The 12,183-nt window shown below is 72.7% G+C and carries 10 protein-coding genes; 8 read left to right on the top strand and 2 right to left on the bottom strand.

Annotation, left to right across the window (positions count from 1 at the left end; all coding sequences use genetic code 11):
• The first annotated feature begins 93 nt into the window (after window positions 1-93).
• A complete protein-coding gene (locus OCT49_RS19755) occupies window positions 94-450 on the top strand; it encodes a hypothetical protein (RefSeq protein ID WP_283853183.1) in 357 nt (118 codons plus the stop codon).
• A gap of 29 nt (window positions 451-479) precedes the next feature.
• Here OCT49_RS19755 and OCT49_RS19750 read toward each other — a convergent pair whose 3' ends face one another.
• Both OCT49_RS19750 and OCT49_RS19745 read right to left on the bottom strand, forming a co-directional pair.
• Window positions 480-1,373, bottom strand: a complete 894-nt coding sequence (locus OCT49_RS19750; protein WP_283853182.1) for a MarR family transcriptional regulator — start codon at window positions 1,371-1,373, stop codon at window positions 480-482.
• 495 nt (window positions 1,374-1,868) lie between these two features.
• Window positions 1,869-4,772, bottom strand: coding sequence for an FAD-binding and (Fe-S)-binding domain-containing protein (locus OCT49_RS19745; RefSeq protein WP_283853181.1), 2,904 nt, complete (start codon window positions 4,770-4,772; stop codon window positions 1,869-1,871).
• A gap of 461 nt (window positions 4,773-5,233) precedes the next feature.
• Between OCT49_RS19745 and OCT49_RS19740 the strand changes: the two genes are divergently transcribed.
• From OCT49_RS19740 to serC, 7 genes are all read left to right on the top strand, one after another.
• Window positions 5,234-6,850: a sensor histidine kinase gene (locus tag OCT49_RS19740; protein WP_283853180.1), complete on the top strand. Its 1,617-nt coding sequence runs from the start codon at window positions 5,234-5,236 to the stop codon at window positions 6,848-6,850.
• The gene (locus tag OCT49_RS19735) at window positions 6,847-7,272 is read left to right on the top strand and encodes a roadblock/LC7 domain-containing protein (protein ID WP_283853179.1); all 426 of its coding nucleotides are present in this window, start codon (window positions 6,847-6,849) and stop codon (window positions 7,270-7,272) included. The genes OCT49_RS19740 and OCT49_RS19735 overlap by 4 nt, the downstream gene beginning before the upstream one ends.
• Window positions 7,269-7,640: a DUF742 domain-containing protein gene (locus tag OCT49_RS19730; protein WP_148837267.1), complete on the top strand. Its 372-nt coding sequence runs from the start codon at window positions 7,269-7,271 to the stop codon at window positions 7,638-7,640. Before OCT49_RS19735 ends, OCT49_RS19730 begins: the two co-directional genes overlap by 4 nt.
• A complete protein-coding gene (locus tag OCT49_RS19725; RefSeq protein WP_283853178.1) occupies window positions 7,621-8,298 on the top strand; it encodes a GTP-binding protein in 678 nt (225 codons plus the stop codon). Before OCT49_RS19730 ends, OCT49_RS19725 begins: the two co-directional genes overlap by 20 nt.
• Window positions 8,295-9,593, top strand: coding sequence for a cytochrome P450 (locus OCT49_RS19720; RefSeq protein WP_283853177.1), 1,299 nt, complete (start codon window positions 8,295-8,297; stop codon window positions 9,591-9,593). The genes OCT49_RS19725 and OCT49_RS19720 overlap by 4 nt, the downstream gene beginning before the upstream one ends.
• Window positions 9,590-10,798: a cytochrome P450 family protein gene (locus tag OCT49_RS19715; protein ID WP_283853176.1), complete on the top strand. Its 1,209-nt coding sequence runs from the start codon at window positions 9,590-9,592 to the stop codon at window positions 10,796-10,798. Before OCT49_RS19720 ends, OCT49_RS19715 begins: the two co-directional genes overlap by 4 nt.
• Before the next feature lie 190 nt (window positions 10,799-10,988).
• Entirely contained in the window at window positions 10,989-12,107 is a 1,119-nt protein-coding gene (gene serC, locus OCT49_RS19710) for a phosphoserine transaminase (protein WP_283853175.1), read from the top strand.
• Window positions 12,108-12,183: the final 76 nt, after the last annotated feature.

The following is a 12,183-nucleotide window of genomic DNA, read 5'->3' as shown; positions in this document are numbered from 1 at the left end:
CGGATCCTGTGAAATGTCCCGTGGAGACCGGCTCACTTGCGTGCGAGTTCTTCGACGCCGGGGACGGGAGGAACGGACATGGGGAGCAGAGGCATGGCGGAAGTGCACCAGGAGCACGGGTGGGCCGAGCGGCTGACTGAAGGAGTCATCGTCGCCGTGGTGCTGGGCCTCTCGTCCTTCCTGCTGGCCGGACCCGTCATGGTCTTCGGTACGACGGTCTGGCAGTCGTCCACCGAGACCGGAACCACCGCGGCCGGTCAGTTCCTGGTGCCGGTGGTCTTCCTCGCCCTCACGGTGCTGCCGCTCGTCCTGGCCTGCCGGGTGTTCCGCTCGGGCCTGCGCAAGGGCAAGAGGCGGCTGACGGCGGCGGTCCCGGCCGCGCTGACGCTGCTCGGCGGGTCCATGGTGCTCTTCGCCGTCCTGTGTCTGCTCTTCGTGTACGCGGACTGACCGCCGTCAACCGCCGGTGGCGGTGGCGGTCAGAAAACGGGGTCGGGGTCGGGCCGGCGACAGGGTTTGCACAGGCCGTCGCGGAACGCTTCGGGGCGGCCGGGGGTGCGGCATTCGGTGCACTCGACCATCCTGCGGCGCAGGGGGGCTGTCTGTGTGGGCCGGGTGCTGAAGGCGGGCATGCGGGGCGGGAGCTTGTCGCGCAGGCGGCGGCGTACGAAGCCGAAGGGTGAGCCGATGGCATCGGGGAGTCCGGCGGCCAGGGCGCTCGTCAGGTACTCGGCACCCACGCCCCGTTCAAACCACTCGGCCGCCAACGGCTCCAGCTCCGCACAGTCCGCCGCGGAGAGCGCCAGCCGGGAATCCGCGCGGCCCAGGCGGGCCAGGGCCATGTATGCCTTCGAAGGCCGCTGCTCCTCGCTCCCCGCTTCCGGCTCCGGTTCTGGTTCTGGTTCCGGCTGCGGCTGGGGTTCTGGCTGGGGCTGGGGTTCTGGCTGGGGCTGGGGCTCCGGCTGGGATTCTGGCTCCAACTCCCGTGCCGGCTGCGGCTCTTCGGTGCGCTGTTGCGGGACCGGCGCCGGTACGGGGACGGGCTCGGGGGCGGGCTCGGTTTCGTCGTTGAGGAAGGCGTTCCACCACTCGTTGTCGCGGGCGATGCGTGACCAGTAGGTGCGGGTGACCCAACGGACCGGGCGTCCCTGGTCGCCCTTGTCGCTGCGTTCCCGGACGCGCCGCAGGTGGCCGGCCACGCCGAGGGCGCGTAACGCGCTGCTGACGGCCATCTGGCCGTACAGGGGCAGGACCTTGGCCAGGGACTTGATGTCCATCACCGCGCCGTCGGGCAGTGCGTCGATGAAGCCGGCGATGTGCCGTTCGCGGTCGGGCAGGAAGGCGAAATCGCTTTCGAGCGGGGGGCGTTGCACCGGAACGGAACGCTTTCCGTAGCCCGGACGGGCCTTCCGGGGGGCGCGCGAGGATGCGGGCGCGCAGGGGGCGGAGCTAAGGTCTGAAGCAGCCACGGGATCGTCTTTCTAGGTGGTTCGATCTTGGGGTCAGGCCCCGGCCGGTGCGTCAACACCGCGTCCGGGGTCGTTCCTTTGGCACGGTAGACAGTCGCGACTCTGCGCCGCAACTCGGTCACGATTAGTCATACTTGCTGGCCGATACGGGTATGGGAGGGGAGGGGGGTTTCCCCAACCCCCCAGTAAAACCAACCGCGTGAACACCACAGCTCGAATCCCGGCTCTCGAATTTCGGCTCCCGAATCCCGAAGCTCAAGTCCCGGCGCCGGCCTCGCCTTCGTACACCCTGGAGAGTGAACGAGCCCTCCCGAAGCCCGAAGTCCGAAGCCCGGGGCTCGAAGTCCGGGGCTCGAAGTCCGGGGGTCGAGACCCGAGATCCGAGGCTCGGGCCCGTGCTCAGGGAGCGTCCGGTTCCGGGGGCAGGCCCTCCGCCAGCAGTTCCGCCAGGTGCCGGGCCCGTACGCCGCCCAGTTGGTCCAGCTGCGTACGGCAGGAGAAGCCGTCCGCGAGGAAGGCCGTGTCCGGGGCCGCCGCCCGTACCGACGGCAGCAGGGTCTCCTCCGCGCAGGCCACCGAGACGTCCCAGTGGCCGCGTTCGAAGCCGAAGTTTCCGGCGAGGCCGCAGCAGCCGCCGCTCAGTTCGCCCGTCAGTCCGGCCCGTTCGCGCAGTCGGCGTTCCGCCGCGTCGCCCAGGACCGCGTGCTGGTGGCAGTGGGTCTGGCCGGCGACCGGGCGGTCCAGGCGGGGTGGCCGCCAGTCCGGGGCGTACTCCTCCAGGTACTGGGCCAAGGTCCGCACGGAGGCGGCGAGTTCGGCGGCGCGCGGGTCGTCGGGGAGGAGTTCGGGCAGGTCGGTGCGGAGGGTGGCGGCGCAGCTCGGTTCGAGGACGACCAGCGGGTCGCCGAGGCTCGGCCCCATCCGGTCCAGGGTGCGGCGCATGACCTTGCGGGCCTTGTCGAGCCGGCCCGTGGACACGTAGGTCAGGCCGCAGCACAGGCCCCGGCCCGCCGATCCCGGGCCCAGTCCCCGGCCGGCCGACTCCGGCCCCAGACCCGCCGGGACCAGTCCCCGGCCCGGCAGGAGCACGGTGCGGCCCGTCGACTCCAGGACGCGGACCGCCGCCCGGCCCACCTCGGGCGAGAGGTGGTTGGTGAAGGTGTCGGGCCAGAGGGTGACCACCCGGTCGTGGGAGATGACCGCCGTGCCCTTGCCCCGGCGCCGTGCGAGCCACCGCGTGAACGGCCGTCGGGGCAGGACCGGAAGCGTGCGTTCCGGGGCGATTCCGGCCAGCCGTTTGGCCAGGGCCGCCAGGGGGCGGACCCGGGCCAGGGCGTTCAGGACGGGGGCGAACGGGGCGGCCGGGCGCAGCCACCCCGGCAGCCCGCCCATCGAGTAGTGCGCGGCCGGGCGCAGCCGCCCCCGGTAGTGGTGGTGCAGGAACTCCGCCTTGTACGTGGCCATGTCGACGCCCACCGGGCAGTCGCTCCGGCAGCCCTTGCAGGACAGGCAGAGGTCGAGGGCCTCGCGCACCTCCGCCGACCGCCAGCCGTCCGTGATCACCTCGCCCGCGAGCATCTCGTGCAGCAGCCGGGCCCGGCCCCGGGTGGAGTGGGCCTCCTCGCCGGTCGCCCGGTACGACGGGCACATCACGTCCGCGCCGGTGGTGCGGGGCGTACGGCACTTGGCGACGCCCACGCACCGGCGCACAGCCGCGGAGAAGTCGCCGCCGTCGTGCGGGTAGCCGAACGCGACGTCCACGGGGCGTTTCGGCAGCACCTCGAAGCGGAGGTTCTCGTCGAGCCGGGCGGGGCGGGCGAGGATGCCGGGGTTCATGCCGCCGTCCGGGTCCCAGATGTCCTTGTAACGGGAGAAGAGGGCGACCAGCTCGTCCCCGTACATGCGGGGCAGCAGCTCGGCGCGGGCCTGGCCGTCGCCGTGCTCGCCGCTCAGCGATCCGCCGTGGGCGACGACCAGGTCGGCGAGGTCCTCGGAGAAGCGGCGGAAGCGGGCCACGCCCGCCGTGCTCAGCAGGTCGAAGTCGATCCGGACGTGGATGCAGCCGTCGCCGAAGTGCCCGTACGGGGTGCCGCGCAGGCCGTGCCCGGCGAGCAGGGCGCGGAACTCGCGGAGGTAGGGGCCGAGGCGGGCGGGCGGTACGGCGCAGTCCTCCCAGCCGGGCCAGGCCTCGGTGCCGTCCGGCATGCGGGTCGCGGTGCCGGCCGCGTCCTCGCGGATGCGCCACAGGGCCCGCTGCCCGGCCGGGTCGGTCACAACGGTGCCGTCCAGGGCGTCGGCGGCGCGCAGGACGCGTTCGGCGTGCGCGCGGGCCTCGGCCGGGGTGGCGCCGCCCGTCTCGACGAAGAGCCAGGCGCCGCCGCGCGGCAGCCCGGCCGGTGCGCGGACGAGGTCGGCGGCCATGCCCTCGACGGTGAGCGGGTGGTGCGGGAGCAGGCCGGGGGCGGCCTCGGCCGCCGCGGACTCGTCGGCGTAGCCGAGTACGGCCAGCGCGCGGGCCGCCGGTGCCTCGACCAGTCGTACGGTCGCCTCCGTCACCACGCCGAGCGTGCCCTCGCTGCCGCAGAAGGCGCGGGCGAGGTCGGTGCCGCGCTCGGGCAGCAGCGCGTCCAGGGCGTATCCGGAGATGCGGCGCGGGAGGTCGGGGAAGCCGGTGCGCAGGAGGGCCAGGTTCGCTGCGGCGAACGCGGGGAGTTCGCGCAACGCGTCGGGGAGGCCGGTCGTCGCGGCCCGGCCCAGGCGCAGGGTGTCGCCGCCGTAGCGGGCCACGGTCAGGGTGTGCACGTTGTCGGCCGTGGTGCCCCAGGCGACCGAGTGCGCGCCGCAGGAGTTGTTGCCGATCATGCCGCCGAGGGTGCAGCGGCCGTGCGTGGAGGGGTCGGGGCCGAAGGTGAGGCCGTGCGGGGCGGCGGCGGTGCGCAGGTCGTCCAGGATCACGCCGGGCTGGACGACCGCGGTGCGGGAGGGGGCGTCCAGCGCGACGATCCGGTGGAGGTGGCGGGTGAGGTCGAGGACGACGCCGGTGCCGGTGGCCTGGCCCGCGATGGAGGTTCCGCCGCCGCGCGGCACCACGGGGACCCCGTGCTCGCGGCAGACGGCGAGGGCGGCGGAGACGTCGGCGGCGTCGCGCGGGGCGACGGTGCCGAGCGGGACGCGGCGGTAGTTGGAGGCGTCCATCGTCGTCAACGCCCGTGCGGCGGCGTCGAATTCGACCTCTCCGCGGAGCTCGGCGCGCAGGGCCCGTTCGAGTGCGGGGTGTTCCGTTTGATTCCGGTGTGCGGCCATGGCCCCAGGATGCCGCCGCCCGGACCGTCCGGCCGCTCCGGGCGGCGTGTTTCCCGTGAATACGCCGCTACGTCGGAATACGTCGGACGCCTGATCACATACGCAACAGAAAACACCACAAGCGCTTCCCAAAGAGAGCGCCAATTCTCATATAGTGACCTCGACTTACCTTGGAATTACCAGCTCCAGTTGTCGCTTTTGCTCCTGCTGTGACGAACCGTCCGGAACCACCCGGATCCGAGCGGTTCACACCGATCGACCTCGGTCGGACTCGGTCAATCTCGGCCGAGATCGATAATCGGTCGCTCAACCTGCTCCACCCGCTCCACCCGCTCCACCCGCTTCACCTGCAAGACCGCACGACCTGATCCACCTGCTCGACCCGCAAGACCGCACGACCATCCGCCCGCCCGCCCGTACGTCCGCACCCGTCCGCCCCCAAGGACTCCCAAGGACTCCCATTGAGCCCCTCATCCCGGCCGACCGCAGCGGCCCTGCTGATATCGCTGGCCGTCACCGGCGCCCTGTGCCTGTGGGCGGTCGTCGCCGCCCCCGACTCGGTGCGGACCACGCTGGCCTGGGGTGCGGGCGCCGCCGCCGTGGTGCTGTCCGCCGCCGTGGCCACCGCCGTCCACGCCCGCAGCACCGCGAACCGCCTGCGGGCCCGTATCGCCTCGGAGAACCAGCGGTTCACCGGCGAGATCAGCCGCCTCGTGTCCGCCTCCGCGGCCGAGGGGCAGCGGTTCACCGCCGAGACGGCCCGGATCAAGTCCGCCGCCGCGGCCGAGACCGCCCGGATCAGGTCGGCCGCGGAGGCCGAGACCGCCCGCGCCGCGGCCCAGGCCGCCGCCGACACCCAGCGGTTCACCGCCGAGATCGAGCGGCTCACCGCCCGCGCCACCCGCAGCGAGACCGAGCGCTCCGCCGCCCTCGCCGCCTGCGCCAACGCCGCCGGCCGGATGCAGGCCCTGGCCACCAGCATGCTCGCCGACCTGCGCGAGATGGAGCACCGGCACGCGGCCGAGGACGTCCTGGGCGACCTGCTCCACCTGGACCACCGCACCGCCCAGGCGGGCCGGCTCGCCGACTCCATCGCCGTGCTGACCGGCGCCCGCTCCGGGCGGCGCTGGGCGAAGCCGATCGTGATGGAGTCGATCCTGCGCGGCGCGATGGGCCGGATCAGCGGCTACCAGCGGGTGCGGCTCCACTCGACCAGCGACGTCGCCGTCGCCGGTCACGCGGCGGAGGGCGTCATGCACGCGCTCGCCGAGCTCCTCGACAACGCCGCCAACTTCTCGCCGCCCACGGCGGAGGTCCACGTGTACGTCGAGGAGGTCCCGGCCGGCATCGTGCTGACCGTCGAGGACAGCGGCCTGGTCATGAGCGAGGTGCAGCTGCGCCGCGCCGAACGCGCGGTGTCCGCCGACGTCCAGGACCTGACGGGGCTGTCCGGCACCCGGCTCGGCCTCGCCGTCGTCGGCCGGCTGGCCCGCAAGCACGGGCTGACCGTGTCGTTCCGCCCGTCCGCGCGCGGCGGCACCGGCGCCCTGATGATGCTGCCCCAGGAGCTCCTCACCCGCGCCCCCGCGCGGGTCCCGGCAGCCGCCGAACCCGTACCCACCACGACCCCGGCCGCGACCACGACCCCGGCCGCGACCCGGGTCCCGGACCAGGCCGCCGCGCCCGCCGCCGTACCCGCCCCCGTGTCCGAGGACGCTTCCGCGCACACCTCCGCGCACACCTCCGCGAGCACCCCGGCGCCCACCTCCGTATCCGAGGAGGCTTCCGCGCACACCTCCGCGAACGCCTCTGCGGACACCTCCACGAACACCCCCGCGGACGGCTCCGAGACCACCCGCAGCCTCCCCCGGTTCGGCGAGAGCGGGCTGCCCAAGCGCCGCCGCGGCCACACCCTCGCCGCCGCCGAGGCCCGCGCCCACGCCCACGCCAACCCGGACGGGGCGAGTACCCCCCGTCCCCGCACCTCCGACCCCAAGGAACAGGCAGCCCGCTTCAGCAGCTTCCGTCAGGCTGTTCGGGCCAATTCCCCGCACCCGGAAGAAGGCAACACCCGATGACCGCGACCACCGACGAGAAGCTCAACTGGCTGCTGGAGGGGCTGCTGGAGCGCACCCCCGGCGCCCGTCACGCCCTCGTCCTGTCCCGGGACGGCCTCAAGCTGTGCCGCACCCCCGAGCTCTCCATCGACCAGGCCGACCAGCTGGCCGCGATCTCCGCCGGCATCCAGAGCCTGTCGCACGGCGCGTCCGTCGAGTTCGGTGACGGCACCGGCGGCGTACGGTCCGCGATGGCCGAGTTCTACGGCGGGGTGCTGTTCATCGTCGAGGCGGGCGACGGCGCCCACCTCGCGGTCGTCGCCTCCGAGGACTCCGACGTCGGCCTCATCGGGCACAACATGAGCGAACTCGTCGAGCAGCTCGGCGAGCACCTCAGCGCCCCGCCGCGCTCCCCCGCCGTCGACGCGACCGCGGCCGTATGACCACCCGCCCCCGTCCCCGGCCCGGCCGGGACGACGACCCGGACCGGCTGTACACCCTCACCGGGGGCCGCAGCCGGTCCGACTCGGACGCGTTCGACCTGGTGACGCTGGTGGTGTCCGAGTGCGAGCCGACCCCCGGCATGCAGTCGGAGCACGTCACGATCCTGCGGATGTGCCAACGGCCCACCGCGGTCGTGGAGATCGCGGCGGGCCTCGGCCTGCCCGTCGGCATCGTCCGGATCATGCTGTCCGATCTGCTGGACACCGGCCGCATCAGCGCCCGCCACCCCCGTACCGCCCGTGTCGCGGACCGGCTCCCCGACCCCGACATCCTGGAACAGGTGCTCGTTGGACTCCGCAACCTCTGACCGTGCCGCCCTGCAGGCGACGGCCGACAACGGACTGAAGATCGTCGTCGTCGGCGGCTTCGGGGTCGGCAAGACCACCATGGTCCGCTCCGTCAGCGAGATCCGTCCGCTGAACACGGAAGAGACCATGACCCGCGCGGGCGAGGCCGTCGACCACCTCGACGGCGTGCAGTCGAAGACGTCCACGACCGTCGCCTTCGACTTCGGCCGCATCTCGCTCGACGCCCGCTCGGTGCTGTACCTCTTCGGCGCACCCGGCCAGGAGCGCTTCTGGTTCCTGTGGGACCGGCTGTTCTCCGGCACCCTCGGCGCCGTCGTGCTCGTCGACACCCGCAGGCTCGCCGACTCCTGGTACGCCATCGACCGCCTGGAGCACCACGGCACGCCGTTCATCGTGGCGTGCAACGACTTCGGCGGGCCGCTCCACAGCGAGCAGCAGATACGGGAGGCGCTCGACCTCCCGGCCGACGTGCCCCTGGTGGAGTGCGACGCCCGGGACCGCTCGTCCAGCAAGTACGTACTGATCACGCTGGTCGAGTACCTGCGCACCCTCTCCCAGAAGAGGCTCGCCGAGCGGTCCGGCACCCCGGACCCCGCCTCGGACCCCGCCCCGCGCCCGGAGATCACCCCGGCGATGACCCCGGAGCCCACCTCGTGACCCAGTCCCCGGCGCCGGTCTCCGGCTGCCCCTTCTCCCAGGGCCGCGTGCCGCTCTCCGGCCCCCGGTTCCAGACCGAACCGGCCCGGCTGTACCGGGAGATGCGCCTCGAGCACGGTGCGGTGGCGCCCGTCGTGCTCGACGGCGACGTCCCCGCCTGGCTGGTGCTCGGCTACCGCGAACTGCACCAGGTCACCGCCGACCCGGTGCTGTTCAGCCGCGACTCCGACCTGTGGAACCAGTGGGACCGCATCCCGGCCGACTGGCCGCTGCTGCCGATGATCGGCCGCAAGCAGCCGTCGATCCTGTACACGGTCGGCCCCCGGCACACCGAACGCGCCGCGATGATCAGCAACGCGCTGGAGGCCGTCGACCCGTTCGCCCTCAAGCGGTACGCGGAGGAGTTCGCCGACGGCCTCATCGACCGGTTCTGCTCCACCGGCGGCACGGAGATCATCGCCGAGTACACGATGCTGCTCCCCGCCCTCGTCCTGGCGAAGCTCTACGGCTTCAGCGACACCGTCGGCGCCGCGCTCGTCGGCTCGCTCAACGACATGATCGACGGCCGGGAACGGGCCCTGGCCGGACAGCAGCACCTCGTCTCGTCCATGGTGCAGCTGCTGGCCGACAAGCACGCCGCGCCCGGCGACGACGTCACCTCGCGGATGCTCGCCGACCGCGGCGGCTTCACCGACGAGGAGGTCGCCCAGGACCTCATGGTCATGATGGCCGCGGGCCACCAGCCGACCGCCGACTGGATCGGCAACTCGCTGCGGCTCATGCTCACCGACGACCGGTTCGCCGCCTCCCTGTCGGGCGGCCGGCACAGCGTCGCCGAGGCCATGAACGAGGTGCTGTGGGAGGACACCCCGACGCAGAACGTCGCGGGCCGCTGGGCCTCCCGCGACACCCGCCTCGGCGGGCGCCACATCCAGGCGGGCGACCTGCTGCTGCTGGGCATCGCCGCCGCCAACGCCGACCCGCAGGTCCGCACCGACGGTTCCGCGCTGACCGGCGGCAACAACGCCTTCCTCTCCTTCGGCCACGGCGAGCACCGCTGCCCGTTCCCGGCCCAGGAGACCGCCGAGGTCATCGCCCGTACCGGCATCGAGGTCCTGCTCGACCGGCTCCCGGACATCGACCTCGCCGTCCCGGCCGAGCAGCTCACCCGGCGGCCGTCCCCGTGGCTGCGGGGGCTGACCGACCTGCCGGTGACGTTCACGCCCACCCCTGCCCTGGGCCCCGCCTCCGCCCCGGGCCCCACCGCGGCCACCGACACCGGAGACCAGAGATGACCCGGATCGCCCTCGACCCCTTCGTCACCGACCTCGACGGCGAGAGCGCCCGGCTGCGGGCCGCCGGTCCGCTCGCCGAGGTGGAACTGCCCGGCGGGGTGAACTGCTACGCGGTCACCCACCACGCCGAGGCACGGCAGCTGCTCACCGACAGCCGGATCGTGAAGGACATCAACGTCTGGAACGCCTGGCAGCGCGGCGAGATACCGCTGGACTGGCCACTGATCGGGCTCGCCAACCCGGGCCGCTCCATGCTCACGGTCGACGGCGCGGACCACCGCCGGCTGCGCACCCTGGTGGCGCAGGCGCTGACCGTGAAGCGGGTGGAACGGCTGCGCACCGGCATCGAGGCGCTGACCACGGCGAGCCTGGACCGGCTGGCCGCGCTGCCGAAGGGCGAGCCGGTCGACCTGAAGGCGGAGTTCGCCTACCCGCTGCCGATGAACGTCATCAGCGAACTGATGGGTGTGGACAGCGCGGACCACCCGCGGCTGAAGGAGCTCTTCGAGAAGTTCTTCTCGACGCAGACGCCGCCGGAGGAGGTCCCGCAGGTGCTGGCGGACCTCGGCACGCTCTTCACGAAGATCGTCGACAGCAAGCGGGAGAACCCGGGCGACGACCTCACCAGCGCCCTGATCGCGGCCTCCGAGGACGGCGACCACCTCACCGACGAGGAGATCGTCAACACCCTCCAGCTGATCATCGCGGCCGGTCACGAGACCACGATCAGCCTGATCGTGAACGCGGTCGTCGCGCTCCAGACCCACCCCGAGCAGCGCAAGCAAGTGCTGAACGGCGAGGTGCCGTGGGAGAACGTGATCGAGGAGACCCTGCGCTGGAACACGCCCACGTCGCACGTCCTGATCCGGTTCGCCACCGAGGACATCCAGGTGGGCGACAAGGTGCTGCCGAAGGGCGAGGCGCTGATCGTCTCCTTCGGCGCGCTCGGCCGCGACGAGACGCAGCACGGTCCGTCGGCCGGTGAGTTCGACGTCACCCGCTCCCCCAACCGCCACATCGCCTTCGGTCACGGCCCGCACGTGTGCCCGGGTGCGGCGCTGTCCCGGCTGGAGGCGGGGGTGGCCCTGCCCGCGCTGTACGAGCGGTTCCCCGAGCTGGAGCTCGCCGTGCCCGCATCCGAGCTGCGGAACAAGCCGATCGTCACCCAGAACGACCTGCACGAGCTGCCGGTACGACTGGGCTGACCGGGCCCCTCCCGGCGCGCCGCGCACCGACCACTGCCGGTGTGCCGTGCACCGGCGCTGCCGGGCTCTTCCGGGCGCGCCGCGCACCGGGCCGCCCGGCGCCCCCCGGAGCTGTCCACGGACCGGGGTACATATCTCACCTCACGGACACGGCGCCCGGCCGTGTCCGTGAGGTACTACGCTCCGGTTCGTGGCCGATATCCAGATTCCCGCTGACATCAAGCCCGCCGACGGACGCTTCGGCGCCGGTCCTTCCAAGGTGCGGACGGAGGCGCTCGACGCCCTGGCCGCCACCGGCACGTCCCTTCTCGGTACGTCCCACCGCCAGGCCCCGGTCAAGAACCTGGTCGGCGCGGTGCGTCAGGGCGTACGCGACCTCTTCTCCCTCCCCGAGGGCTACGAGGTGATCCTGGGCAACGGCGGCTCCACCGCCTTCTGGGACATCGCGACGCACGGACTCATCGAGACGAAGTCCCAGCACCTGAACTTCGGCGAGTTCTCCTCGAAGTTCGCGAAGGCCGCCAAGCTCGCCCCGTGGCTGGCCGACCCGACCGTGATCGCCTCCGAGCCGGGCACCCACCCGGACCCGCGGGCCGAGGCGGGCGTCGACGTCTACGCCTTCACGCACAACGAGACCTCGACCGGTGTCGCCGCGCCGATCGAGCGCGTCGCGGGCGCCGACGAGGGCGCCCTCGTCCTGGTGGACGCCACCTCCGGCGCGGGCGGCCTGCCGGTCGACATCACCCGGACGGACGTCTACTACTTCGCCCCGCAGAAGTCCTTCGCCTCGGACGGCGGCCTCTGGATCGGCGTCTTCTCCCCGGCGGCCCTGGAGCGCGCCGCGCGCGTCCACGCCTCGGGCCGGCACGTCCCGGAGTTCTTCTCGCTCCCGACGGCGATCGACAACTCCCTCAAGAACCAGACGTACAACACCCCGGCCCTGGCCACGCTCTTCCTCCTGAACGAGCAGCTGACCTGGATGAACACCCAGGGCGGCCTGGACTTCACCACCGGCCGCACCGCCGCCTCGGCGCAGAACCTGTACGGCTGGGCCGAGGAGTCGAAGTACGCGACCCCGTTCGTCACCGACCCGGCCAAGCGCTCGCAGGTCATCGGCACGATCGACTTCACGGACGAGATCGACGCCGCGGCCGTCGCCAAGGCCCTGCGCGCCAACGGCATCGTGGACACCGAGCCGTACCGCAAGCTGGGCCGCAACCAGCTGCGCGTGGCGATGTTCCCGGCGATCGACCCGGCGGACGTGGAGGCGCTGACGGCCTGCATCGACTACGTGATCGAGAAGCTGTGACGGCGTAGTACCCGTACGCAGGATCCGTACGCAACACCCCGTACGAGGAAGTGCCCCGCGCGTCAGCGCGGGGCAC

The sequence above is a fragment of the Streptomyces sp. ML-6 genome (genome assembly GCF_030116705.1).
In the GTDB taxonomy this organism is placed as follows: domain Bacteria; phylum Actinomycetota; class Actinomycetes; order Streptomycetales; family Streptomycetaceae; genus Streptomyces.
The sequence above is the reverse complement of the archived record's forward strand: the minus strand, read 5'-3'. Positions and strand labels throughout refer to the sequence as shown.

Bases quoted from the DNA above. Each gene is read 5' to 3' on its own strand.
- OCT49_RS19755 (WP_283853183.1), top strand. From the start codon at position 94: ATGGCGGAAGTGCACCAGGAGCACGGGTGGGCCGAGCGGCTGACTGAA.
- OCT49_RS19745 (WP_283853181.1), bottom strand. From the start codon at position 4,772: ATGGCCGCACACCGGAATCAAACGGAACACCCCGCACTCGAACGGGCC.
- OCT49_RS19735 (WP_283853179.1), top strand. From the start codon at position 6,847: ATGACCGCGACCACCGACGAGAAGCTCAACTGGCTGCTGGAGGGGCTG.
- OCT49_RS19730 (WP_148837267.1), top strand. From the start codon at position 7,269: ATGACCACCCGCCCCCGTCCCCGGCCCGGCCGGGACGACGACCCGGAC.
- OCT49_RS19715 (WP_283853176.1), top strand. From the start codon at position 9,590: ATGACCCGGATCGCCCTCGACCCCTTCGTCACCGACCTCGACGGCGAG.